A 26,374-nucleotide genomic window follows, 5' to 3' on the forward strand; every position below is an offset into this window, starting at 1 on the left:
TATTCACCTTATTGTTCTGAATTAACCTACAACACCTAATACATCACCCTCACGGATGATCAAAAGGTCTTGATTTTGAATTTTAATTTTTGAGCCTGTGTACTCAGAGAAAAGAACCTTGTCGCCGACTTTCAAATCCATCGGACGAACATGACCCTTCTTATTGCGATGACCACGGCCTACAGAAACTACAAAACCTTGCAAGTTTCCAGAGACGTCCGCCACTGTATCAGGAATATAAAGTCCGCCCGCTGTCATTTTCTCAGCGCCCGTCAATTGGACCATCACACGGTCATCCAACGGAGTCACAAAGCTGCTGAGGTCGATCGTTTTAGTTGGTTTGACAACCACTGCTGGAGCACTCTTAATCGCCGAAACTTTTTTAGGAGCTGGCTTTGTCGATTTTGCTTTTGCTTTTGTTTTCACAACAGGCTTTTTAGCTGCCGCTTTCTTAGGAGCCGCCTTTTTCGCAACGGCTTTCTTTGCCGGAGCTTTTTTAGCTGGAGTTTTTTTGGCAACGGCCTTTTTTACAGGCTTCTTTGCTGCTGGCTTCTTCTTAACGGATTTTTTACCTTTGGCCACGTTTCGCCCTTTCCTCTTCGTAATATTTTTTATACATCACGTCCCACTCAGGAGTGCCTTCCATCACATTGCGTTTCAAGGAAGCCACTTTAGCACGGGCGTTTTTATCGAGGTCTTCGTCTTCTTTGACGAATTCGCCGACAGCGATTTTTGCCGCTCTCAACGCTTGGTCATCATCCATAAAATCTGCAATATCATCGCCCCAAACACCGTCGGTCACAATGTGAGCCAAGTGGTTTTGACGATCTCCGGATATGATCATAAAATCACCTTCCGTTCTTTCGCGAGCTTCTGCTTTAGAATGGGAAACATTTTAAAACGCTGGAACTCGCCTGGATTGCTCTTCTCGAGCTCATCCAGCATGGCGTTAACGTCTCTATCCAGAGCTGCTTCGCGGTCGTAATCTTCTTTAATGATTTCAATCATACGAGCAAGCACTTTCTTTTCGTCTTCTTTGAAGACAATAAGATTTTGCTTTTTCCACTGATTCAGAATTTTTTCAGCTAAGACTTGAATTTGCTGGGCGGTTAATTTCATAATGATGCATGCCTCGGACGAGATTAAAGAACATTTTCCTTCTATTTACAATCTTTGTGACGCTAACAATCATCACTCTGGCGGGAGCGTTTTCTTACGCTTTTTTCACACTCGAAGATGATATGAATCAGAAGCTCGAGGCCAAGCGCATTCTTCTGCCCACAGAGTACTATGCCGCTCCATACCGTTTCCACACACCTTCGCTACAAACTGTGGATAAGTCTGAACGTACCCTCAAAAACCAGAATTATCGCTCTCGAGATTGGCAGCAACGCCTCTTACCTGGGGACTTTTTGAAGGCCAATGCCCCTGAATGCCGCGCCCTGTTTCGTATTGCTGAAGACGTGGTTTTTACAACGTGTTTGGCTTTTGTAAAAAAAGACGTCGAACCTGGCCAGGCGCAGAATGATATTCGCATCCTGCTTTTTGATCCGGAAGGCCGCATTCAGCAGATTTTTAAGGCTTTTCCGCTGGAAACACTCTCTGAAATCCAGCTGGAACCCACTCTAGTAGCCCAATACGTAGGCATCGACCCCATCATGCAAGAGGAACAATCCCTTGGAAAGGTCCCACCTTATTGCTCGAACGGCGTAATGGCGATCGAGGATCCCCGTTTTTTGGAACATCAGGGCGTTAACTACAAAGGCATCTTCCGCGCTTTGATAAAAAACATTTCCTCGGGCCGTGCTGCTCAGGGTGGCAGTACCATCACCCAACAGCTTGTTAAGAACTATTTTTTGACCAGCGAAAAAACCATCAAGCGTAAAATGCAAGAATTCGTGATGGCTTATATGCTCGAGTCCCGCTTTAGCAAAGATCAGATTCTAGAGACCTACCTCAACATCATCTACATGGGACAAAACGGACCTTTCCAGGTTCGCGGTTTCGGGGCCGCTGCAAAGTTTTATTTCAACAAAGACATCTCTTCCTTGAACCTCAGCGATTGTTCTTTACTGGCGGCGATCGTCAACAGCCCGGGGCTCTACAATCCGTTCAAACAACCGATTCGCGCTTTTAACCGCCGCAATCTCGTTCTGGATAAAATGGTTGAGCATGGCTACATCTCAACGACCGAGGCCGAGAACGCCAAGAAAATACCTCTTCCTACGGCACAACCACGCCTCGCAACCGAAACTGCTCCTTACTATCTGGACGCCGTTCGTAAGCAGCTTCAAGCTCTGAATATCGAAGCCATCGGCGCTAAAATCTATACAGCGATGGATCTTGAATCCCAACAGTTTGCTCAAGAAGCGCTGAAGGGGCATCTTGAAAAGCTTGAAGCACAGAACAAACTTGTTAAAGCTCAAAAAGAAAAAGGCCAAACTCTTGAAGGCGCCATTCTTTCTGCAGATGCAGCGACCGGCTTGATTCAAGTTGCAGTGGGCGGACGTAACTATCGTCTTACACAATTCAATCGCGCCATCGATGGTCACCGTCAGGTGGGCTCGACGATGAAGCCTTTCGTTTATTTAGCGGCGCTACAAACCAAAGACAAAGAAGGCAAGGAATTCACACCGATTTCTCCTCTGAAGGACGAAAAGTTCACGGTCAAGTACGAAGGTCAAACGTGGTCTCCGAGCAACTACGGAAATGAATACTTCGGGATGGTTCCGATGTTCTTCGCTCTGAAGAGCTCCCTGAATGCTTCCACCGCGTCTCTCGGTCTTGAAGTGGGTCTCGATAGAATCATAAACATCACTCAATCTTTGGGCGTTACTTCTGAACTCAAGGCCTTCCCGTCCGTAACGTTAGGCGCTTTCGAACTTTACCCAAAAGAAGTTTTGCAAGCCTACATTACACTTTCAAGAATGGGTTCTAAACCAGATCTCAGCTTCGTGCAAAAAGTGGTCAGCTCTAAGGGTGAAGAGGTTTTCAATTTCATTCCCCGCTCTGAACAAGTGCAAGACGAGATCGCCGTTGCAAGTTTGGTCAGCATGATGAAACAAACGATTTTATCAGGGACTGCTCGTTACGTCAGTGCCAGCGGATTTACTCGTCCAGCGGCAGGTAAAACGGGAACAACTTCCGATAGCCGCGATGTTTGGTTCTCGGGCTTTACTCCTTATCGCACAACGATCGTTTGGATTGGTTACGATACAAGTACACAAAACAAGCTGACGGGCTCAAGTGGTGCGGTACCAATTTGGACAGACTTCATGAAGCGCGCGACTGCTGAAGATCCCGAAACGGATTTCCCATGGCCTGAAGGCACAACACTCGTTAAATTTGATGAAAATAAATTGCGTGAAATGAATGTGCCGATGAAAGAACCTTTGCCGGAAGTAGAACTTGTTTTCCGTAAGGGCACGCAACCTGGATTTTTTAGCTTTTAAATTCCAATAAAAGGCGTCTCAGTATGAGATTCATGCAGCAATGAGACGATGTGATTCTAACACCTGAAAACAGGTTGAGCGGCTTGAATACCTAAGTCCTTTTCAATACTTCCACGCATTCACCCCATACCTTGTAAACGATCTCAACACGAGCGAGACATGATCTCGCCTGATATCAAAGACTTAACGTTGGCTCGTTAATTGAAATAACTCTCTGTAAGAACGGGGAGCTTCATGAATCACAATGATAATCGCGACATCTACATGATCACACCTCTAGTTTTCATCTTGGTAGTTTCGTGCACTCATTTGGTCAAAAAAATGTTGTCTCCAGCAAAATCTAAGACTCAAATCGCTCGCCAAACTCAGCCTCAAAAAATACGTTCAAATACAGTCCAAAAGCCTAAGACGAAGATCGCTCAAGTACGCCCGCAACAAGTAAGACCAGCTCCGCAAGCGCGCTCGATTGCTTCCATTCCTGCACCAGTTCCAATGCAGGCTCCAACACAAATTCCAGCACAAGCTGTATTGTCAGTTGAAGATGCAAACATCACAGCTGAGGAACAAGCTCTTATCGCTGAAAAAGAAAGCCGAGAATTCAACGATAACAAAGAAACTGAGTTCTTAAGACAAGCTCTGGGCCTTCGCGATATCGAGATTCAAGCTGTTTACCAACAACAAAAAAATCATGCGCAAGAGATTTCAGTCTACAATCGCCAGATCAACAGCGGCATGGTCGGTTCACAGTTCTTAAAAGAAGAAGCGATCAAGCTTCACAATCAATGGATGGTAGAACATCTCGGAGCTGAAAACTATCGTCAGCTCCTTTCTTTAGTTCAATAATTCAAGTCACATTATTTAGCAGGAATCAGGCGCGCGATTTTTCCGTCATCTGTAGAAAGATACAAAAATCCATCTGGTCCTGGTCGCACATTACGAAAACGCAATCCCAAATCTTTTAAAAGCTCTTCTTGTTTCACAACTTTGCGATCAGCCATTGCCAGTCGTCGCAAGTGTGTGCCACCAAGGTTGCCAAGGAAGATATTGCCTTTCCACTTCGGAAAGACATCGCCCTGATAGATGTTCGCACCTGACGGAGAGATCGACGGCACCCAATAAGCTACTGGTGACTCCATACCTGGTTTCTCTGTACCTTCGCCGATTTTTTCACCGGTGTACTCGCGACCATAAGTCACGACAGGCCAGCCATAGTTGGCACCAGGCTTTAATAGATTGATCTCATCGCCACCAAAGGGGCCCATTTCAACCAGCCACAAATCGCCGCTTACGGGATTTCTGAAAAGCCCTTGAGGACTGCGATGCCCCAGAGTCCAAATCTCGGGCTTCGCACCATTTATTTTTACAAAAGGATTGTCCAAGGGCACAGTTCCGTCTTCGTTCAGACGAATACTTTTTCCTAGGTGGTAACCCAAACTCTGCACTTGAGGTCTGTTATTGCGATCTCCGACTGTGATAAACACATGGCCCTTGCCATCAAATTCAATTCGAGAACCAAAGTGAATAGCATTGCTGTTAGCATCCTGAGCTGAAAAAAGCTTTTTAAGGTTTTGCAATTCAGCGCCATTCAAAGTCGCAGAAGCCAAGGCCGTCGTGGCCCCCTGACCGATGGGTTCCGAATATGTCAGATAAATTTTGTTCGCGCTTCCAGGAAGTACGCGTACATCCAAAAGACCGCCCTGACCACTTGCCCACACTTGCGGAGTGCCTTTGATGACCTGAGTAGCTTTTGTTTTGGGATCAAAGATTTTCAAGACGCCCGAGCGTTCCGTAAAAATGATTTTGCCGTCAGGTAAAAAATCAAAACCCCAAACGGTGTCCTTCTGCTGAGTCAAAGTTTGAAACTCAAAATTCTGTCCTTCGGACTGATAAGATTTGGCATAAGAACCTTGAGAAAAAGTCAGAGCGAAAACAGACGTTAAAACAAACTGTCGAATCATGCTGAACTCCTTTAGAAGCAGAAGTTCATTATATGCCTAGGCCCTTCGAGAACAACCGAAAAGACAAAACAACACTCTGTGATTTTGCAGAAAAGATAAGTCTTTGTAGCTATAAATTTAGATTTTGACTGTCAGACCTTCGTAAGCAAAGTCCCATTGCACAGGATGCAGGCCTTCGTTATTTTCCTTGGCAGTGTTCAAACGCCAGTCATAGTACTCGAGCGTTTGACGTTTCAACTCTTGGACCTGTTGAATAGTCGCACCAGGATCGTGATGGGCAAAATAAACTTGCTTAATACCTTCGCGGAAAGCGATATCAAGTCCCACTTGCGCAGCACTGTGACCCCAGTTCGCTTTTTCAGCCAGCTCTGGGAATGTATACTGAGCATCGAAGTACATTAAATCCACACCTTGATAAAGCGGAAGATCCTCGCCCAACTCTTCACGAGATACGCGAGTCCCCTCAGTATCCACGCAGTGAGCATAAACTTTGTTATTACACTCAACGCGGAAGCCCCAGCAAGGGTCCGGATGGTCTAGTTTATAAGGCGTAACCTTCATGTCATCCACTTCAATCGTTTTACGTGGCTCAAGAACATGGAAATGAATCTTTGAAGCCAAAGATTCAAATGGTACAGGGAAATAAGGCTTTTCAAACACGCGACGGATATTTTTTTCCAGGTCTGGCTGAACCGCGTAGTAGTGAATCTGCACACCAGGAACAAAGTGCGGAGTAAAGAAAGGCAATCCGATCACGTGATCCCAGTGGAAATGAGTCATGAAAATATGGAAAGGACCTTTGCTAGCACCGGCCTTACCACTCATGATTTGTTCACTTAAAGAACGAATGCCACTGCCACCATCGATAATGATACGGCTGCGAGGACTTTTTACTTCTACAGAAGTTGTTGCAGCACCATAGCCGCCTAAGTGAGAAGTGCCTAAAGAATCAATGTATTTGGAAACCTGGGAAGCTTCACGCAATCCGGCATTGAAGAACCCGCGAAGAAGTCCCTCAATATGATTATTCCAATCTCCTGGAGATGGGGATGATGGTAATGAACCTCGAACTCCCCAATACTTCATAGTTAATGACATACCCACTCAGGATGACTGGGGATATTTAAGCAGGCAAATAATATTTGTTGATCGTCGAGAAGACTCTACTCAGGTATTTGCCTTGTCGTAATTCACGCGCAAAAACTTAGACTTAGGTTGAGCCATACAAGTCTTGAATGTTCGGTCTCTGGACTCAGTATTTACTCGACCCTCGATCGAGTCGACTTCACCGTCTTCAAGAACAGCCGAGCAACTTCCACAAACACCTTCCAAACATGAATAAGGTGGGCCGATTTTCGCTTTCAAAGCCGCCTCTAAAACGGACTCATACTCGCTCATGCTTGCAGTGACTTCTTTGCCATTGATAACAAAAACTACTTTTACGTCTGACATTTAGAATGAAAAGGCCGTTCCCACTAACATGGTAAATACATGTTGGGTCACGATCACTTCCTCCGTCGTTTGATTGATCTGCTGCATCGACTTTCCTCGGCCTCCAGTGTAGTAGCCCCCGAAAGTATAATCAATCTTATCGCCAGAGTTGAAAACAAGGTTCGCACTAAAGCCGACCTGGTCGACTTTATCCGGCTGACTGCCAGCTAAAGACGAGTCTGGATTGGGATGTGATGAGAAGTTTGTAAATACACCCGTACGTATTTTCATCCAAGACAAAATTCGTTTCTCCAAACCCAGAGCTAAATTCCAAATACTTGAATGCTTCCAGTGCGTACCAATTGCGGGATCATTAAAATCTTTGTACTCCAGGGATTGATAGAAACTAGCATCTGCGGAAACTCGCACATCATCGCCTTCACGATAAGCAACGCCAAGTGCAAATTTAGCAGGAATGTTCACATTGCTTTTTTCATCGGGTCGATTCACCGTTGTAACTGAGTACGGATTCGTTTCTACACGAGAAGAGAAATAGGAACCGGTCCCTTTTACTGGCAAGCTCGGAGTTCTTAGGCTGGCGCCGAAGGACCATTTCTCGGACATATCAAGATGGTATCCCAAAATAGCTACTAGGGCGTTCTCTACCAAGATCTTCTCTGAGTTGAACAAGATCGCTTCAGACGCCGTTGGAAAACTACGGTCATTCAAAGAACGAGTATAGCTGCGTGCGGTATAATACACCGTCAAACCCATAGACTCGGTATCAGAGATTTTTTTTGCAGCAGCCCCACCAACCCATAAAGATTCGTCAATGTAAGACAACGTCGTGATGTTCTCGTTGTTATTGCGCAGATCCCCTTTGAAGCTATCAAAATCTGGGACGACGATAGAGAAAGCCAGGGTGTAGTCGCCCTTTTTGAAAACGTTGCCTGTGGAAGATGGAATGGCCCTGAAGAAACCTTGATTAATACGCAGAGGCGCTTTCGTATAGTCCTCTTCTTCTCCGAAGCTCGTATCAAATTTTTTATAAATCCCCACCGCCGCAGAAAAAGAATGTCCGTCCAAAAATGCCAAACCTGCTGGATTATAGTAGGCCAACGCTGATACGTCGCTGGTCATTGCCGTGTAGGCTCCGCCCATGCCGGCCGCTTGGTCTCCGATCAAAATGGAGTTGTAGTTGGAAAAAGCTGCCATGGAGGTCTGCACCACCAATAGGATCGACAAACTGATGTAGTATTTTAATGACATTCCCTTGCGTCTCCACTAGCTAGTACTGCAAAATTAGAATCTGAAGTGAAGCAAAAGTCTAGGAAGTTTCCATGAATGCGCACAATACCAAATCCTCAACAATTCGCTTAGTCCTTCGCGAGATGGTATTTCCTTTTTGGACCAAGTCCGAGAAGAAAGCACGTGCTTGGTTTTATCTCTTACTTACTTTTGCTTTGATCGGCGCCAGCGTCTATTGCTTGGTACTTTTGAACAAATGGAATCAAGCTTTCTACGATGCTCTCCAGAATTTAAATCGAGCAGAATTTTTCAAACAGCTCTGGATCTTCTTCGCGGTTGCTTTTAGTTATGTCCTCGTTGGCGTTTACAAATTCTTTATCATTCAGCGCTTAATGCTGGATTGGCGAGAATGGCTGACAGAAAAAAATCTGCAGCAGTGGCTTTCTCACAAAAGTTACTACTTCTGGCAGCTTTCAGAAAATGCGAATGACAACCCCGATCAGCGTCTTTCAGAAGACATTCGCGAGCTCACCAACTTGGTATTAAGCTCAGGGGAAAAAATCTTCCGTGAAGGTATTACTTTTGTTTCTTTCATCGGAATTCTTTGGGCGATCTCTGGCTCTTTTACTTTTGAAAATATTTTTGGCTACAAAGTCGAATTCACTCACTACTTGGTTTGGACTTGCCTAGTTTACGCGATTGTCGGCACATGGATTATGCACAAAGTAGGACGTCCATTAGCGAATCTAAACTTTGAACAGCAAAAATTCGAAGCAGACTTCCGTTACTCACTCGTTCGTCTTAGAGAAAACAGCGAAAGCGTCGCTTTGTCCCACGGCGAACCCATCGAAAAGAAAAATTTAAGCTCACGCTTTTCAAAAGTAATTCAAAACTTCAAAGAAATCATCGAAAAGCAAAAACAACTACTTTTTGTGAACAACACCTACTCACAACTGGCCTATATTTTCCCGTTCGTAGTAGCCTCTCCGAAACTTTTCCTGAAAGAAATCTCTCTTGGACAGCTCTTTCAAATCAGCAGCGCCTTCGGCCAAGTGCAAGGATCCGTGTCTGTCTTTATCACTTTGTACTCGGATTTGGCCCGCTTAAAATCCGTCGTAGATCGTCTGGGCGGTTTTTTTGAGTACATGCAAAACGCCAAAGGCACTCAGGCGCAAGCAACTAAGAACATCACATTTACAAAGAACGCTGAGATCGAGATCTCGCAACTCACACTCAAAACTCCGGATGAAAAGCTTCTTTTGAAAAACCTAAGCCAGCAAATTCCATTGGGCACAAGATTGCTAATTAAAGCCCCATCAGGATATGGCAAAAGTACTTTGATTCGCACTCTGCAATCTATGTGGCCTTATCACGAAGGCCAGATTTCTATCCCTGAAAACATGCGAATGTTAACAATTCCGCAAAAGCCTTATTTGCTAGTGGATACCCTGAAAGCAAGTCTGACTTACCCACTACCAGCAGAGTCTTTTTCGGATGAGCAGGTTTCAAAGCTCTTAGACACGTGCAAACTCTCACACCTAAAACTTTCACTGCATGTGGAAGATAATTGGGATCAGAAGCTATCCCCCGGCGAACAACAACGAGTCAGCTTTATCCGCGTTCTTCTGCAAAAACCAGATGTGGTCTTCTTAGACGAAGCAACATCTGCAGTGGATGAGGAAACTCAACACCATCTCTACAAGCTTCTGATCGAAAACCATCCGCAAATGACGATCGTGAGCGTCGCCCACCACGAGAGTCTTAAAGAATTTCATAGCCAAGTTTTGGATCTTACGAAAAGCTCTTTCTAAATAAATCCGTCCATGGATCTCCATGTAGGATTTTCCCTACGTGAGCGTCCACAAACTCTTGTGGATCGCAGTAGCCTGTAGTCCTGGCTAAAAAATAATATTAACCGAAAGCGACTGCCAAGGCGTATTCTCTATAGAGGAGGCGCAGTTGGATTTAGAACGTGTCCAGTACCGCGGATTTAAGCCTCGCGAGGAAGTCGATCGCGACGTGCGCAGAATCGCGCAAAAAATATTAAATGAAGCACCGACAGACGGCAAAGCGCGCTTGGTGATCTCTGATCAAGGCGAGCAATTTCATATTTCTGTCGTGGGAAGTGCCCAAAACAAGCTCTTTAGCTCAGAGTCTTTGCATAACAAAAAGCAAATGGCTGGCTGGCCGCGTGCGTGGCAACTAGGAGCCATCGCCGAGCTGCTCAGCGATTTTATGGCGCAAATCCGCCAGGCATTTAAAGACAAAAACTTATAAACGAGGTTCAACCCCTCATCTACTGCGAAAATGCTGGGATCACCCATGCGATACTATTTGTTAGTCTTACCTAGACGATATGTTCCCAAATATTACCAAGGCTACACTCAAGATCCGGGTATTTTTACAGGTCTTTAATAGATTCTTAACAGGTTTTTTCAAAAAAAATTAAACAAAACTAAATAATAAACTATATTAGTTTATATCAACTATTTGAATTTATTCAATTATCTATCCTACTAAAAAAACTGGGCAAAACATCAATTCGAACCGCAACTTGCCGATAAATTTGAGGCGAGGGAAACATGAAAAAGATTTTGCTAGTCGAAGATGATGATGCTTTTAGAAGTGCTTTGCAGAGTACGCTGTCAAAAAAACTCTACGAAGTTATCGAGGCTCCAAACGGAAAAATTGCCAGAGAATTGTTGGCTACCACAACCGTAGATTTAGTTATTTCAGACATTCAAATGCCTCACTGTTCAGGAGTAGACCTTCTTGAGTGGATCAAAAAAAACAAACCCGTGCCGGTTATTCTGATGACGGGCTTTTCGCACATTCTAGAGACTCAAAGAGCCCATGATTTAGGTGCCGAGGAGTTCTTGGCAAAACCCTTTAAAGAAGAAGAACTTTTAGCAAATATCGAAAAACTCATCGGCAAGGAAGAACAACCCGCAGAGAATCCTCTTCCTAACGCTTCAGAAGATCTCGACAAAGAGTTTTGCAAGTTGCCTATTGAAGACTTCATCACGGAAAAAGAAACCGACTATGGCATCTACCTTCGCATGTCTAATACGAAATACATTAAAATCGCCCATAAAGGCGGAAAACTCTCTCAAGACAAAATCAACGCCTTTAAAAGCAAGGGCGTAACGCATCTCTTTATTCGTCAGGAGGACTTCTATAAACTTGTCGGATTTACTTTGTTGGTTTCTAAAGCCGTCTCTAGCAGCGGCCAAGTGGATAAAACCAAAAAGATGCGTTTTATGCAGTACACGGGCGAAATGGTCATGCAACAAGCCTTTGTCACAGGCACCGACGAGGCTCTTTTTAGAAATGCTAAAGACTTTCTAACAACCAGTATGGAAATCCTGACTGAAGACGAAGAAACCTTTACTTTATTAAATCTTCTCAGCAACCATACAGATTATCTCTATGCCCATAGTTTAGGAGTCAGCACCTTCTCAGTGATGATTGCAAAACAATTAGGTTGGCAGTCACCACAGACTCTTTTCAAGCTCGCTTTTGCGGGTCTATTTCACGATATCGGCAAAAAAGAAATCCCTGAAGAACTCTTGCTGAAACCACGCTCGACATTGACCCAACATGAACGCGCTCTACTGGAGACTCATACGACCCGGGGCATGGAAATTCTGCAGTCTCTAAAGACGGCTCCAACAGAAGTTATTCAGGTAGCCTACGAGCACCACGAAGATGTTTTAGGCCAGGGCTTCCCTCAAGGACTCACTAAAATTAAACTTCATCCTTTCACACTGATTGTCTCTGTCGCCAATGTCTTTTGCGAATACACCATCAAGGGACCTCAAAATCCGGCGCCAAGAACAGCGACTGCGGCGATTCAGGCGATGCAAACCTTTAAACTTGCCTCACTAGATACTCAGTCCTTTGAAGCACTAAAGAAAGTCGTTCACAGCATTAAGGACGTAGCATGAGTAAGCCCCAGAGCATTTCAAAACAAACTCTTCTGCAAATGGCAGTTAGAATCGCCATTGTCATATTTGTCGTGACACTTATTAGTTATTTTCACGTCATGAAAACCACAGAGGTAAAAGTAAAAGAAAATGTGCAACAATTCATCTCTGAACGTGCAAGCCGCGAAAAAGTTCCCTTTAAAGAAGCGGGCGACAATCACGCGGTTATCATTTCAGAATTTCTAAAGCACTATCAAAAATATTCGAACAGCCCTCTTGTGGATCAACAATTTGCGGCATTAACAGAGAAGAATACTTCTGGCACAATTCGCAATCGCAACGAGGGATTCAATGGCAAACAAGACTCTGGAATTTTTATTTCACCTAAAGGCACCGTTTCTCGAGAATTCAAGGCCCGTATTTTAGCAGCATATGAAGTAACCAATCGCTTTGGCCTGCCCTATCGCCATCAATTTCAAGACTTGTATTTTACGTTTCCTGAAAATGCGATCGTGCTTTATTGGCCCGAATTTCCAAATTGGGTGATGGATGCCAAAGACGATTTCGATCTTACGGTCGAAGAATACTACACAGTTTCCACCCCCAATAAAGACCCGGACCGCAAGACCGCATGGACTGGATTATTCTATGACAAAGTAAGCGCCGTTTGGATGGTGACAGCCTCTACTCCCATATACGTCAATAACAAATTCCTTGGCTCTGTTCATCATGACCTTATGGTGAATGAAATTTTAGATCGTACTATCAAGCAACGTCTTTCTGGCGCCAACAATTACTACATAGTACGCACGGATGGACGCCTTATCTTTCATCCTAATCACTACAATACGATTAAAGAACACGCTGGTCAGTTTGATATACAAAAAAGCAACGATGAAACTCTAAAGGCTCAATTTGAGGTCGTGAAACAAGTTAAAAACGAAATCGAATTGGTGGATTCTCCAGATGGAAAGGACAGTCTTGCAGTTGCAAAAATCGACGGACCGGACTGGTATCTTGTCACATCCTATCCTTATAGCGCTATTCGTAGTGCGGCCGCGAAAAACGCGTTGTTCGTACTTTTCGCCGGGCTCTTCTCTCTTCTTGTCGAAGTCTGTGTCTTGTTTTTTGTCCTAAAAAATCAAATCTCGGCTCCACTTCGCCAACTTATTGAAGCCACCCGCAAAATCGCCAGCGATAGGACTTTTACAAAGATTGATCTCAAACGCACAGATGAACTTGGCCAACTTGCCTCTTCCTTCAATGAAATGACCGCCGCGATTCAAGAACGTGATGAAAAACTGGCTCAACATAGTCACAATCTAGAAATTTTGGTAGGACAACGAACTAAAGAGCTCGACGAGCAAAAAGCCATCAACTTACAGGCCTCAAAAATGTCTGCGCTCGGGGAAATGGCCGGAGGTATCGCACACGAAATCAATACTCCTTTGGCGACGATCAAAATTCTCACCTCACAGTTGGTTCACGAAACTCTTAGTGACATTCCTGATCTCGATAACTTAACGACACAACTCCAACGTATCGAGAGCACTACAGATCGTGTTGCCAAAATCGTGAAAGGTCTAAAAACCTTTGCGCGAGATGGCAATTCCGATCCATTTGAAGCCTGCAAAGTGCAAAACATTGTCGAAGAAACTGTTATCCTCTGCTCAGAACAGCTTCGCATGCATGGCATAGAGCTGAAGATGAATATCGCACCGGAAATTTCTCTGGAATGCCGGTCCATCCAAATTAGTCAGGTTCTATTGAATCTGATTGGCAATGCTAGCGACGCCATCGAAAATCTCGAGAGCAAGTGGGTAGAAATTCAAGCACGCAACGAAAACTCGTGGATCGAAATCCGCGTTACCGACAGTGGAAGTGGTATTGATAAGGCAACCGAGGAAAAAATATTTCAGCCTTTCTACACCACCAAAGGCATTGGCAAAGGAACAGGCATGGGACTGAGCATTTCCTTGGGCATTGTTAAAGCACATGGCGGTCAGCTCAGTATTGACCATAAGTCTCCTCATACTTGCTTCATTATACGCCTACCGACGAACCAGAGAAAGGCGGCCTAACGGCTAATATGCTCTTCGCGGTGCTCCTTCTGCCAATATAGAAGAGGAAGGTGAATCAGTCATGAGAGATCTTTTAGGCGATAATCTCTACGAGTATTTGAAATTGCCAAAAAATCTTTATGGACTCTTATGAGCGAGGCAGGAAATAAAGTTTCTGTAAATGGCTGGTAATAACAACTAAAAAAGTAACCATCGAAAAATTCTATCAGTTTCGAATCTGATCGCTACATTTAGAATTGTTCTTTCACCTAAACTTATTAAAGAGAAAAATATTTTGCGTGTTTGCGAAAGTGACTTTTTCTCAGAAGTTTTCTTAAAAAATCCATATTCTTCGTGTCTTGACAAGATAGGTAGGGCATCTCAAATTTACGTTCAAGGAGTACTAGTCTATGGAAGCATTTAAACATGATGATATAAGAATTAGACTCAATGGTTTTGAAGACGATCCAGATTTTGCCATTTACATAAAAGGGCTGGTGGATCAAATTCATTTTGAAGAAGCCCCCAGTGATTCCACGACCATGGCATCCTTTACAAAATATGAACAATTAGTGACTGGCGCTATTCAGATTAGTTCCATCCAAGGCGTATTCTCAGCAAAGGCGCGCGGCGTAGACGGACGTCAAGTGGTTCATCAGGTTTTTCGAGAAATTCGACATCAATTGAACCGATGGAAACGGCGTCGTTGGCGCAAAGAACACACTGACAAATCTGAATTTTATCCAGCTCCCTAATTAAAACCCAACCAAAAGGAGGTAAATATGAGAGCACTACAGCCATCCCGAGGAGGTCGCGAGCTTGCACCGCTGTCATCGGGTCTTAGAAATTTTATGTCCCGCTTCGACGACGTATTTAACGACTTCGAAAGGGATTTTTCTATGGAGCCACTTTGGCCAAGTACAAATTTAGCAAGCCTTGGTGAATTTGCTCCGTCTGTCGACATTGAAGAGAGTGATGAGATGTATATGATATCTGCGGATCTTCCAGGTATGAAAAAAGACGACGTGAAAATTGATATCTCTGGAAACTCTTTGCGTATTTCCGGAGAGCGCAACAGAGAAGTCAAAGAAGAGGGTTATCGTGAAAGATCTTATGGCCGGTTCTCTCGAAGCTTTACATTGCCTCAAAATATCGATTCGAAAAAAGTCGAGGCTAACTTCGAAGATGGCGTGCTTAGAATCGTTTTGCCAAAAACTGAAGTTTCAAAAGCTCAGTCCATCAAAATAGAATCTGGTCGACCTGCGGGACTCATTGATCGTTTCTTGCATCGAGAAAAAACTGTTGAATCCACAGATAAAGAAGAAAGCAAGCACTAGCGCTTATAGCGAGCGATAGTTCAATTAAAAGGGGCTGCAAAAACTCAGCCCCTTTTTTGTTTCCTTTCGGAATTTCTTAAACTCCGGAGATTGCGTGAGATCAATGCGAAGTAGTGAAGCATATCGAGGATATAATCCAGTCGTTCTAAGTGAACAAATCCCTGATCCGGCTTCCGTCTTGGTATTGAGTGTTTGCGAAATTACAAGGAACTGTCACCGTTTCTTGCCTGATTACAAGGTATAAGGTCGGAAGCCGACAAACGGTCTGGGCAATGGATTGCCGTCGAGATAACCACTGCGAGGAAGCAGGCAGGGAAACCTATGTGACTTCCGTTCACCACAACCGTGGTATGGGATTAACTTAACGGCACTAAAGATGCTTGCGTGTTCGCAAATCAGACAAGCCAGTAATAGTTACATTGTGACTCTACTGGAACACTTTCCCCCTGTTTTCTGCCACCCCGTTAAGATATTGTTATTGCTTGTCTTTTTATCGTGGTAGCAAAATGCAAACTGGCCCTGGGATTGCACCATATTCCCCTGGGAGATAAATGGTGGCAAAAGGTCACCATGGGGACTGTCATGGAATTACGCCGCTACAAAGACATTTTGGCGCTGAAATCAGAAGAGGGCACTCTTTTGGCATTCCATTCCCGAAACATGGAAGTGGCTCAAATCACCGAATCGACTTGGCAGAACATGAGCCCGACGACCCTTCTTAGCTCCAATCCTACAGATTTGGTTCTTCAAGAATGCGAAGCCATCGAAGAACTTAAGACTTGGAACTCCGAAGAAAATCCTGAAGCCACTACGACGAAAATCAAATCCGCGATTCGATATCTGACTTTGAATGTGACACAGATCTGTAATTTGCATTGCAACTACTGTGCAGCTGGTGGGGATGGAACTTTCGGCGATGCAATTGCTAAAATTTCTATCGAAAAGACTTTGCCTCAACTCAAGTTCTTCCTGGATCGCTTGCCACAAGGTGGGAGCTTCAACATCAGCTTCTTAGGTGGCGAGCCTTTGATGTACGCGGAAGGCATAGAACTGGTCACGAAATACATCGCGGAAATCGCGCCTGAGCGTAAAGTAAATTACACCGTGATCACGAATGGTACGTTACTAACGGACAAAAACGTCGACTTGCTTGCTCGCATGAAAGCGTCTGTGACTGTTAGCCTAGATGGCCCGGCAGAGATCAACGATCGCATGCGTCCTACAAAAAACGGTAAATCTTCAACTGCAATGATTGTTGCTGGTTTAGAAAAGCTCCTCGCACGTAAGTCCGAGTTTAGCCACTTGATGATCCATGGTGTGTTCGATAGCGAAAACATCGAAATGGTAAAAGCTTACGAGTTCTATAGCCAATTCAATGTCGATCACTATGAGTTTTCATTCTCTGTTTCTGATACAAATCCACGCGCGACGATGGATTACATGCAGCAAATGACGGAAGTGGCAGCTTTGGCTTTTGCAAAAGGCGGCGAAAGCGCTCTGCGCAAGATTAGCAACTTTGATAAATGCTTCGGGGCTTTGGACGCCCAAAGACGTACAGAAAATTACTGTGGCGCGGGAAAATCATTTTTGATGATTGATGCCCGTAATCAGATCTATACCTGCCCTTGGGATGTAAACGACAAGAAAGAACAAGTCGGTCAAGGAACAGAATTAAATGAAAAGGCTTTGGAGGCGTACCAAAAGCCAATTCTTGAGCAGAACAAATGTGAAAACTGCTGGGCGCGATTCTTGTGCGGCGGTGGCTGCATGTTCGCCCATAAGCATAGCTCAGGAAGTAAGAACGTGAAGAATACGCAATTTTGCGAACGAACAAGATTTTTGGTGGCTTTAGCGCTGATCTATTACGAAAAGTGTCGAAGCGCCGCTTAAAAACCACAAGGAAAGCAGTAAAATGAAAATGTTGAAATTAGTGACACAGATTAAGGAGTTGGTGATGGAAAAATTAGAGAAAAAACACATCAAAAAATTGAAACCTCAAAATTTGCAACCTGCAGCTGTAAGCCCAGGCGGCAATGGTGGCAATGGTTGCCCTCCAATTGGCGTTTAGGAATTTAGCGTAATGGCACTTCCTCCTTCGCTCAGCACAAAGAAAGGTTTTTTCAGAGGTAGCAGCGGTCTATACGCTGTGCTTCGCCTTACTTTGGCTTGTGCGATGGGAGTGTTCATTAGCCAGTTAAAACTCGATTCTTGGGAGTCCGGGCTCTACGATATGCGGATACGTCTGCTGCCCGAACCACCTACTTCCGGTCACATTGAGATGATCATGGTGACTTCAAAGACGGTGGAAAACCTCAAAGGACTGCCAACAGCGAAAGAACAAAATCTCTTGCTGAAAAGTCTCGAAGGCGAAGAGCCTTTGGCGGTTTTGTACGCGCAGAACTTAGATGAGCTTCAAGGCACGAATGAAGAAAAGCTGGCTTTTGCTGAAGAAGCGCAAAAGTTCACAAACCTTTTCATGATCAGCCAAGATCTTGAAATGAAGGGTGAAGAAGGCAAACTGAAGTTGGCCGCTCCACTGAATACGATCGAACTTTTTCCAGGCCCTCGTACCGCTGATAAAGTGGTGTTGGCTTTGGATGAAGTGACTCGTCGTATGATGCTCACTTATCAGGATCGTCAGATGCTGCATCCATATATTGCAGGCATTGTGAATCCTGAAGTGACTAGTAAGAAAAACATCCGCGGTGTCTTTGAGTTCTTTGACTCGGAACAAGTTTATATCAGCTACCGCAAAGCGGGAACGTATCCGCAAACTTCTTTTGAAGACATCATTGGTCGTAAATTCGAAGCAGGACGTTTTAAAAATAAAATCGTCTTGATTGGTAACGATCATGGCGGTTCTGTCCGCGATTATGTGAAGACTCCATTCTCTAAAGATGCCAAAGCAATGACTTTGGTAGAACTTCACGCAAACATGCTAGATACCTTGATTCAAAACAAAGCACCGATTCAAGCAAGTCCATGGTTGAATGTCATTATCACTATTTTGACTTCGATCCTGACAGTGCACGTTCTTTTCACTAAAAAACCTGTGCAAAGTTTGACGATTCTTGCCGCTACTGGCGGCGCCTTGCTCGTTTTAGGTGCATTCGGTTTTTGGCCAGCAGGCTATTGGGTGAAAATGGCGCATCCATTCTTGGCCATTTTCCTTTGTTATTACTTCTTCATCCCCTACCGCCTCATTATCGAGAATCGCCGTAGTTGGGAATACTATCAGAAGAACAAATTGCTTTCTCAGGTCGAAGAACTGAAAGGCAATTTTATCTCGATGATGTCGCATGATTTGAAAACGCCGCTTGCGCGTATTCAAGGCATGACAGACATGATTCTGAAAGACACTCAACCACTCAGCTCTACACAGCGTGAGGCCGTGGACACAATTCGCCACTCCAGTGATGACCTGTTGAAATTCATCAGTGCAATCTTGAATTATGGCCGAATTGAAAGCCAAGGTGTTGAGCTTCATATGCAAAGCCGTGATGTGAATTCACTGCTAAAAGATGTCATTCGCAAGCACGAGTTCTTGGCGAAGGTGAAGCGTATTCCAATTGAATTTGAATCCGAGCCCCTGTTCCCAATCCAGGTGGATCCGGAGTTAATGAAACAGGTGTTCTCGAACTTGATCGAGAACGCTATTAAGTATAGCCCTGAGGATTCTCAGGTCCGTGTACACAGTGAAGAACGGGACGGAAAAGTTGTAGTCACTGTGGCCGATCAAGGACCAGGAATTCCTCAAGATGAAGTGACTAACATCTTCATGAAGTTCTTCCGCAGTAAAAATGCGAAAAGTTCTCCGATTAAGGGCTCGGGATTGGGTTTGTATCTAGCTAAATATTTTACAGAATTACACCAGGGCAGGATCTTTGTTGAAAGTACTTATGGAAAAGGCAGTACTTTTACTGTAGAACTGCCCCTGGAACAGGGGAGGTCACATGCTTAGAGTTTTGGTGGTCGATGACGATCAGGGGTTACGACTCTCAGTTAAATCAGCACTCGTTACATCGAACCGTTTCGACGTAGAAGAAGCCTTTGACGGCCTCAATGCGATCGAAAAGATCAAAGCTGCAGAGAAGAAATTCGACGTAGTGATCTTAGATGTCGACATGCCACGCGTGAACGGTCTTGAAGCTCTCAGACTGATCAAAGAACATGACCCAGGTATCATCGTTTTGATGCTCACTGCGCATGCAACTTTGGATCATGCTGTTCAAGCTGTTAAAGACGGCGCATACAATTATCTTTCTAAGCCTGTTTCTGGCGACGAGCTTGTCGCTCTTGTTGATAAAGCTGTTTCTGCTCACACGATGATTTCTAACATCGCTGCTTCTGCACCAGTTTTGGTGGAAGCGGGCCGCAAGATCATCGGTAATACTCAGCAAATGCAAAAGGTGTTCAACATCATTCACCGCTTAGCGAAGGTTGATACTCCTGTGTTGATTCGTGGTGCTTCTGGTTCTGGTAAAGAACTTGTTGCTAAAGCGATTCACTACAACTCTGCTCGTAAAGACGAGAAATTCGTAGCGATCAACTGCTCTGCAATTCCTGAGAATCTTTTTGAGTCCGAACTTTTCGGTCACGAAAAAGGTTCTTTCACAGGTGCAGATCAACGTAAGATCGGTAAGTTCCAATTTGCTGAAGGTGGAACACTTTTCTTGGATGAAGTGGGCGATATGCCTTTGATGATGCAAGTTAAAATCTTGCGTGTTCTTCAAGAGAAAGTATTCACTCCAGTAGGTTCTAACCGCGAGATTTCGACAAATGTACGCATCGTGGCTGCAACCAACCGTCCTTTTGAAGAAATGATCAAAGCCGGAACGTTCCGCGAAGACTTGTTCTATCGCTTGAACGTTGTCCCTATATTCTTGCCGCCTTTGGCAGATCGCAAAGACGACATCGAGAACTTGATTAATATCTTCGTTAAGAAGTTCAACCAAGCTCACGGCAAACGCATCTCTGGCGTGGCTGCAGACGCTTTGACAGCTCTTAAGAAGTATCAGTGGCCAGGCAATATCCGTGAACTTGAAAACGTGATCGAACATGCGTTCGTTCTTGAATCAAACAACGTGATTACACTCGCTTCACTTCCTGAGTCTGTTTTGGCGGCCGCAGGTGTGAACTTGATCGATGTTCTTTCTCAGCCACCAGTTCTTGACACAAAAGCAGCTGCTCCCGCAAGAGGCTTTGATGATGACGAAGATTTGGGAGTGGTTGACGGTGAAGATCTAGATCTTGATAACGAAGAAGGAGACGTTGCAACCGTTTCTATTTCTTCAGGCAGTCTTGATTTCAATGCGCAGAAAGAAGCTTTTGAGAAAGAGTTTATTATTAAAGCTCTGAAGACTTTCAAAGGCCGCATCAATCAAACAGCTTTGCACGCGAACATTCCGAAAAAAACTTTGCTTCGTAAGATTGAAAAGTACGGAATCATCGCTAAAGACTACGCAAATTAATCTTTACAGCAATAGACTTTAAAGTGACCAAATTGTCACAAGACTAAAAACCCGATCAATAAACATGATCGGGTTTTTTCTTTTTTAGAATCCCCTACGTTTGTCAAATATTAACAAACAAATAACCAAATCTTCATTAGCGCCGCACAAAAAAAGATGTATCGTTAATAAGTCAAAACCACACAACAAGGATGGCTTATATATGACAAAACTTACGGCACTATTGAGTGTGCTTGCCATGTCGGCAACTGCTCAAGCAGCAAACACCCTAGATTATGATTTCCGCGGCGATTGGACGAGCCTTGATTACAACGATGCGGCTACTGAGACGACTTCTGCAGAAGACAACACTCGTTTCTTTTTGCGTACAGGACGCCTTCAATACAAAGGCAACCTGAATGAGCGTTTTAGCTATGTCGGACGTCTTGCTTTCAATAAGCCAGCCGTAGACACAGGCACAAGCAACTCTAAGCGTGATGCTCTGAATGCTGCTGTAGAATACGCATACGTTACTGACAAAATGTCAGATATGTTCTCGCTGACATTAGGTAAGTTCTATACAGAAATCGGTGGTATCGAAGGTAATACTTCTGGCGCTGATCTTTACTCTGTATCTCCGAACTATTCCCATGTTGGTGCGCTTCCTGCTGCACTTCCTGGTAGCAACCTTGGTGTGAACGAAAGCGGTCCTAAAAACATCCTCTATGCAGCGGGTGCGAAAGGTACTCTGACATTTGCAGAAACTCAGAACATCTACCTTGTTGTTACCAACAACGTAGTCGCGGACCCAGTTGATTCAAATGCAGCTTTCAACCAAAACCGCGGCATGATGGGCTTGGCTTGGAAAGGCTTCTTTATGGAAAAAGCTTTGATGGGTCTTTTGAGCTACCATGAAGCGTCTCCACAAAGCGCAACTGGCCATAAGGACAACAAGCACACCTTTATGTCTGCTGGTATCAAGTACGACTCTACATGGGTTGGAAGTCTAGAATACAACACGACAGACTACAAAGATGGCGCTTCTGGCGATAAAGACACTATGTACTCAGCAATCTTGAAACTAGGTTACAAGATGGAACAATGGACTCCTCGTCTTGAGTTCATCATGTCTGAAGTTAAAGAAGGGATCGCCTCAGAGGACGCAACAAAAATTGCTACTTACGGCGCGATCCTAGAATACAAGCCAACTGCTGAGAATGTACGCTACCACCTTGCAGTTGCTAGCACGACACAACAGCCGGAAACAGGCGATGATCTTACTCGTATGGATATCACTGCGGGCGTTCGTCTTTTCGGTGATTTCTTGAAATAAAAAGTGTTCCCGAAAATGTGGAAAGACACAGCCAGATCTGAAAAAGATCTGGCTTTTTTGTTAGGGCCAAATTACAAGCAAAATTCCGGCACTTTTCGCGCTGTATATAAAAATATATATCACCAAAACACAGTGATTTGCGAATCCTAAGAATTGACTGCGTGGCTCAACGCCCTTATCTTTTTGACCCCTATGACCATGAATCCCTTGCCCCCACAGGCATACACCAAAGACACTCTGACGAAAGCTTACATGTGGCTTGTTCATCAGAATGACTCGATTAAGGAGTTAGCAACAACTCCGGATATCTTGGTCAGCCTCTTTTTGAAGGCTCAACGCAATGGCGAAGAGGCTTTGGATACGCCAAGTATTCAAAACTTCAAAAATGAGCTTAAAAGCTTAGCAGGTTTGATGGGTGAGCTCGAAAGCAAGAACGTAGGCTTCGCAGTGCCTCAACATCAGGCACCTTCGGCTGCGGCTACAGCGACCCAGGGACCTACTTCGGCCCACGTGTATCATCAGCCAGCTCCCGTACAGCAGCAGGTGCGAGTACAAAACAACCAAGTGAATATTCAAAATAACCATGTTTCCGTGGATTTGGTGGGTCAATTGGACGCCAAAAGCCGTTTGATGGTCACTGAGGTTCGCGAGCAGCTCAATCTAAGCACCGATCTCGAAGCTGTTCGTCTTTTACTCTCACTAGGCTATCACAAAGCTAAAACCCTTTATTCATAAGCCTCAAACCCGCTATAGCAGCGGCAAAGGCGCCACTATTACGCCAAAGCCAAAGGCGAAGAAGAATGACTGTCCGCTTCCTCTCATAAATGGCTTAAATATTTAGCAATTTTTGAATATACTGTTTCCTTTCATTTTTGAGGAGGCCTTGGTGTCCAGCACACTTCCTGATTACAAATCTACAGTGCGATTGCCACAAACCGATTTCCCGATGAAGGGGAATCTTCCAACTAAAGAACCAGAAATTCTAAAAGTTTGGGAAGAGAAAAAAATCTATCACAAGATGGTGGCAAAAAACGCCGGCAAAAAACCTTTTGTATTTCCGGATGGTCCTCCGTATGCCAACGGTTCTATTCACTTGGGTCATGCTCTGAACAAAAACTTGAAAGACATCATCATCAAGTACAAGAACATGAAAGGTCAGCCTGCGGTTTTCATTCCAGGTTGGGACTGTCATGGTCTTCCGATCGAGCACAAAGTTTTGAAAGACTTAGCTGCAAAAAAATTAGTAAAGAATGACCAAGAGATCTTGGCGCTTTGCCGTGCTGAAGCTCAAACTTGGATCGATCATCAGCGTGTGCAATTCCGCCGCTTGGGTATCCTTGCGGATTGGGAAAATCCATATCTGACAATGTCTGCTGACTACGAAGCTGAAGAGGTTCGTGAGTTCGCGCGCGCGTTTAAAGATGGCAACATCTATCGCGGTGAAAAACCTGTTTACTGGAACTGGACATTGAAGACCGCTTTGGCAGAAGCCGAAGTTGAATACCACAATCACAAAAGTCCTTCGATCTATGTAAAGTTCAACATCACAGACAAAGCGACCTTGGAAAAGCTTGGCAATCCAAGCAAAACCACAAGCCTTGTGATCTGGACAACCACACCTTGGACGTTGCCAGCAAACTTAGGAATCTCTTTGCATCCTGATTTTGAATATTCTGTCTTTGATACTGGCAGCGAAAATCTTGTGATTGCAAAACCACTTAAAGAGTTCTTTGAAAAGGACACTGGCCTTACTTTGAAAGAAGGCAAAGTCTTTAAAGGGAAAGATCTTGAGTTCGGAAAAGCTCGTCATCCGTTTATCGATCGTGATTCTTTGATCATCAACGGTGATCACGTCACTGCGGACGCTGGTACAGGTGCGGTTCACACAGCTCCTGGTCACGGGGTGGATGACTACAAAGTCGGTCTTAAGTACAACTTGGGACTTCTCAGTCCTGTTGACGAAAGCGGAATGTATACAGATGAAGTGCCTGAATTCAAAGGCATGAACATCTTTAAGGCAAATCCATTGATCGTTGAGAAGTTAAAAAATTCAGGCCACTTACTGGCTTTTAAAGAGATCGAGCATAGCTATCCTCACTGCTGGAGAACTAAAACTCCGTTGATCTATCGTACGACTCCGCAATGGTTTATGGGTTTGGACTTGGAACACTCGCAAATCCGCCAGAAAACTATGAAAGAGATCGCAAAAGTTAAGTTCATCCCTGAATGGGGTCGCGCACGCTTCCAAGCCATGATGGAAAACCGTCCTGACTGGTGCGTAAGCCGTCAACGTATCTGGGGTGTACCAATTCCGATCCTAACTTGCCAAGCAACGGGCGAACCGTTTGCTGATTATGATGTCATGATGAAAGTTGCTGACATCATCGAAAAGCAAGGTGGCATCGAAGCTTATTACAAAGTTCCTGCGAATGAAATCGTAGGTGATGCTTGGAAAAAATCTGAAGCCGCGAAGACAAATCCTAAATTCGGCTCAGAAGGTTTCCGTCACGGTCGCGATATCTTGGACGTATGGTTTGACTCTGGTATCTGTCATGCGGCTGTTCAAAAACGCCGTGAAGGCATGGGTTTCCCTGCGGATATCTATCTTGAAGGCAGTGACCAACATCGTGGTTGGTTCAATACTTCAATGCTTTCTTCAATGGCGACAAATGGTCAAGCTCCGTACAAGGCGCTCCTTACTCACGGTTTCGTGGTGGATTCGCAGGGTCGCAAACAAAGTAAGTCTTTAGGCAACGTCATCGATCCAAATGAAGTGACTGCAAAATCCGGAGCCGAAATCATTCGCCTTTGGACTGCGTACGAAGACTACGGCAAAGATGTCAGCTGCGGTAAAGAAGAACTTGATCGCGTGACTGAAACTTATCGTCGTATCCGCAATACCATGCGCTTCCTTTTGGGGGCGACCGGTGATTTCGATCCAGCGAAAGACCAAGTTCCTTATGAGAAACTGACTGAAATCGACCAATGGGCTTTGCATGAGCTTTATGAACTGACTGAAAAAGTGACTCAGGCTTACGAGTCTTATGAGTTCTACAAAGTTTATCACTTGCTGAATAACTTCTTCACTGTGGATTTGTCTGCGACTTATCTGGATGTGTTGAAAGATCGTCTTTATACTTGGAAAGCCGATGGCGTTCCTCGTCGTGGCGCTCAGACGGTGATTCATGCGACTACTGATTACTTGGTTCGTATGATGGCTCCGATTTTGTCATTCTTGTCTGAGGAGGTTTACTCATACATGAAGGGCAATAAGGCTGACAGTGTGTTCTTGCTAGACTTCCCTGAAGCTCCGATGAAGTGGAACAACCCTTCCTTGAGCCAAAAGTTCACAGGCCTTTTGAAAGTACGCGGAGATGTGCAAAAAGTTTTGGAAAACTTACGTGCACAAAAAGTTATCGGCGCCAGCCTGGAAGCCTCTGTGACAATCAAAGCAGAAGGCGATTTGTTGAATGACCTTAAGAGCTTTAAAGGTTTGCGCGAGTTCTTGATCGTTTCTACGGTCGACGTAGTGATGGGCTCGTACGAAGTGCAGGCTGAAAAAGCCCCTGGTGAAAAATGTGTTCGTTGCTGGGTTTACTCGACTGAAATCAGTCAAGAACCTAAAACTCTTGGTATCTGTCCGAAATGTGTTGAGGCTCTAACATGAAGAAAAAGTATTTGTATTTATCTGTAATTACCGGACTGCTTGTAGCTGCGGATCAATTGGTGAAGATGTACATTCACACTCAATTTCACTTGGGTGAATCTGTTGTCGTCATTCCCAATTTCTTTAACCTGACTTACGTAAGAAATTTCGGAGCGGCCTTTGGCTTTTTGGCAGAGTCCCACCCGTCTTTCCGAGAGATCTTTTTCTTAGCGATGCCACCGATTGCCTTAATCATCATTCTGACTATCATGCGCGGAGTGAAAGACGACGACACAAAGCAAATCATCGCGTTGTCATCGATTTTCGGCGGCGCCATTGGAAACTACATCGATCGCTTGCGCTTTCGCTATGTCATCGATTTCTTGGATTTCCATGTGAATAACAAATACAGCTGGCCTGCATTTAATATCGCGGACAGTGCCATCGTTGGTGGCGTGACCTTGTTATTACTCATGATGGTGATGGAAGCCCGTCAAAAGAAAGCAGAAGAGGCGCCAAAGGCGCCCTAAGCT

General features: G+C 44.5%; 23 protein-coding genes. 16 read left to right on the forward strand and 7 right to left on the reverse strand.

Going from position 1 to position 26,374, the window contains the following annotated elements; genetic code table 11:
* Positions 1-21 precede the first annotated feature (21 nt).
* The 3 genes from ACLWBB_RS18025 to ACLWBB_RS18035 are packed head-to-tail and all read right to left on the reverse strand — an operon-like array spanning position 22 to position 1,119.
* Positions 22-582 carry a co-chaperone GroES gene (locus ACLWBB_RS18025; RefSeq protein WP_413288955.1) on the reverse strand — a complete coding sequence of 187 codons (561 nt, stop codon included), beginning with the start codon at positions 580-582 and terminating at the stop codon, positions 22-24.
* Complete coding sequence (locus ACLWBB_RS18030; RefSeq protein WP_413288956.1) at positions 569-844, reverse strand: DUF507 family protein; 276 nt, start codon at positions 842-844, stop codon at positions 569-571. Before ACLWBB_RS18030 ends, ACLWBB_RS18025 begins: the two co-directional genes overlap by 14 nt.
* Positions 841-1,119, reverse strand: coding sequence for a DUF507 family protein (locus ACLWBB_RS18035; RefSeq protein ID WP_413288957.1), 279 nt, complete (start codon positions 1,117-1,119; stop codon positions 841-843). The genes ACLWBB_RS18030 and ACLWBB_RS18035 overlap by 4 nt, the downstream gene beginning before the upstream one ends.
* A 56-nt stretch (positions 1,120-1,175) precedes the next feature.
* Between ACLWBB_RS18035 and ACLWBB_RS18040 the strand changes: the two genes are divergently transcribed.
* Both ACLWBB_RS18040 and ACLWBB_RS18045 read left to right on the forward strand, forming a co-directional pair.
* Positions 1,176-3,452 (forward strand): transglycosylase domain-containing protein, encoded by a 2,277-nt coding sequence (locus ACLWBB_RS18040; RefSeq protein WP_413288958.1) that lies wholly within the window; start codon positions 1,176-1,178, stop codon positions 3,450-3,452.
* A gap of 234 nt (positions 3,453-3,686) precedes the next feature.
* Positions 3,687-4,295: a hypothetical protein gene (locus tag ACLWBB_RS18045; protein WP_413288959.1), complete on the forward strand. Its 609-nt coding sequence runs from the start codon at positions 3,687-3,689 to the stop codon at positions 4,293-4,295.
* Between the two features lie 11 nt (positions 4,296-4,306).
* Here the strand turns inward: ACLWBB_RS18045 and ACLWBB_RS18050 are convergent, their stop codons facing one another.
* From ACLWBB_RS18050 to ACLWBB_RS18065, 4 genes are all read right to left on the reverse strand, one after another.
* The gene (locus ACLWBB_RS18050; RefSeq protein WP_413288960.1) at positions 4,307-5,410 is read right to left on the reverse strand and encodes a PQQ-dependent sugar dehydrogenase; all 1,104 of its coding nucleotides are present in this window, start codon (positions 5,408-5,410) and stop codon (positions 4,307-4,309) included.
* A 117-nt stretch (positions 5,411-5,527) separates the two neighbouring features.
* Positions 5,528-6,508 (reverse strand): MBL fold metallo-hydrolase, encoded by a 981-nt coding sequence (locus ACLWBB_RS18055; RefSeq protein ID WP_413288961.1) that lies wholly within the window; start codon positions 6,506-6,508, stop codon positions 5,528-5,530.
* A gap of 69 nt (positions 6,509-6,577) precedes the next feature.
* Positions 6,578-6,862, reverse strand: coding sequence for a 2Fe-2S iron-sulfur cluster-binding protein (locus ACLWBB_RS18060; protein ID WP_413288962.1), 285 nt, complete (start codon positions 6,860-6,862; stop codon positions 6,578-6,580).
* Complete coding sequence (locus tag ACLWBB_RS18065) at positions 6,863-8,110, reverse strand: OmpP1/FadL family transporter (protein WP_413288963.1); 1,248 nt, start codon at positions 8,108-8,110, stop codon at positions 6,863-6,865. It lies immediately after the preceding gene.
* A gap of 71 nt (positions 8,111-8,181) precedes the next feature.
* On the opposite strand from ACLWBB_RS18065, the gene ACLWBB_RS18070 reads away from it, so the two are divergent.
* The 14 genes from ACLWBB_RS18070 to lspA all read left to right on the forward strand — a co-directional run bounded on the left by ACLWBB_RS18070 (position 8,182) and on the right by lspA (position 26,371).
* The gene (locus ACLWBB_RS18070; RefSeq protein WP_413288964.1) at positions 8,182-9,900 is read left to right on the forward strand and encodes an ABC transporter ATP-binding protein/permease; all 1,719 of its coding nucleotides are present in this window, start codon (positions 8,182-8,184) and stop codon (positions 9,898-9,900) included.
* A 148-nt stretch (positions 9,901-10,048) separates the two neighbouring features.
* Positions 10,049-10,366: a hypothetical protein gene (locus ACLWBB_RS18075; protein WP_413288965.1), complete on the forward strand. Its 318-nt coding sequence runs from the start codon at positions 10,049-10,051 to the stop codon at positions 10,364-10,366.
* 305 nt (positions 10,367-10,671) lie between these two features.
* On the forward strand, positions 10,672-12,036 hold the full coding sequence (locus ACLWBB_RS18080) for a response regulator (protein ID WP_413288966.1): 1,365 nt from the start codon (positions 10,672-10,674) through the stop codon (positions 12,034-12,036).
* A complete protein-coding gene (locus ACLWBB_RS18085; RefSeq protein ID WP_413288967.1) occupies positions 12,033-14,096 on the forward strand; it encodes a sensor histidine kinase in 2,064 nt (687 codons plus the stop codon). The genes ACLWBB_RS18080 and ACLWBB_RS18085 overlap by 4 nt, the downstream gene beginning before the upstream one ends.
* Before the next feature lie 389 nt (positions 14,097-14,485).
* Complete coding sequence (locus ACLWBB_RS18090; RefSeq protein WP_413288968.1) at positions 14,486-14,830, forward strand: hypothetical protein; 345 nt, start codon at positions 14,486-14,488, stop codon at positions 14,828-14,830.
* 27 nt (positions 14,831-14,857) lie between these two features.
* On the forward strand, positions 14,858-15,412 hold the full coding sequence (locus ACLWBB_RS18095; protein WP_413288969.1) for an Hsp20/alpha crystallin family protein: 555 nt from the start codon (positions 14,858-14,860) through the stop codon (positions 15,410-15,412).
* Between the two features lie 582 nt (positions 15,413-15,994).
* A complete protein-coding gene (locus tag ACLWBB_RS18100; protein ID WP_413288970.1) occupies positions 15,995-17,302 on the forward strand; it encodes a radical SAM protein in 1,308 nt (435 codons plus the stop codon).
* Between the two features lie 22 nt (positions 17,303-17,324).
* Entirely contained in the window at positions 17,325-17,480 is a 156-nt protein-coding gene (locus ACLWBB_RS18105; protein WP_413288971.1) for a hypothetical protein, read from the forward strand.
* Positions 17,481-17,585: 105 nt separating this feature from the next.
* Positions 17,586-19,373: an ATP-binding protein gene (locus tag ACLWBB_RS18110; protein WP_413291623.1), complete on the forward strand. Its 1,788-nt coding sequence runs from the start codon at positions 17,586-17,588 to the stop codon at positions 19,371-19,373.
* Complete coding sequence (locus ACLWBB_RS18115) at positions 19,366-20,883, forward strand: sigma-54-dependent transcriptional regulator (RefSeq protein WP_413288972.1); 1,518 nt, start codon at positions 19,366-19,368, stop codon at positions 20,881-20,883. Before ACLWBB_RS18110 ends, ACLWBB_RS18115 begins: the two co-directional genes overlap by 8 nt.
* A gap of 202 nt (positions 20,884-21,085) precedes the next feature.
* A complete protein-coding gene (locus ACLWBB_RS18120) occupies positions 21,086-22,195 on the forward strand; it encodes a porin (protein WP_413288973.1) in 1,110 nt (369 codons plus the stop codon).
* Positions 22,196-22,393: 198 nt separating this feature from the next.
* The gene (locus ACLWBB_RS18125; protein ID WP_413288974.1) at positions 22,394-22,930 is read left to right on the forward strand and encodes a hypothetical protein; all 537 of its coding nucleotides are present in this window, start codon (positions 22,394-22,396) and stop codon (positions 22,928-22,930) included.
* Between the two features lie 151 nt (positions 22,931-23,081).
* Positions 23,082-25,862, forward strand: a complete 2,781-nt coding sequence (gene ileS / locus ACLWBB_RS18130) for an isoleucine--tRNA ligase (protein ID WP_413288975.1) — start codon at positions 23,082-23,084, stop codon at positions 25,860-25,862.
* Positions 25,859-26,371 (forward strand): signal peptidase II, encoded by a 513-nt coding sequence (gene lspA, locus ACLWBB_RS18135; RefSeq protein WP_413288976.1) that lies wholly within the window; start codon positions 25,859-25,861, stop codon positions 26,369-26,371. Before ileS ends, lspA begins: the two co-directional genes overlap by 4 nt.
* Positions 26,372-26,374: the final 3 nt, after the last annotated feature.

It is taken from the genome of Bdellovibrio sp. HCB337, assembly GCF_047302465.1.
Taxonomy (GTDB): domain Bacteria; phylum Bdellovibrionota; class Bdellovibrionia; order Bdellovibrionales; family Bdellovibrionaceae; genus JACMRP01.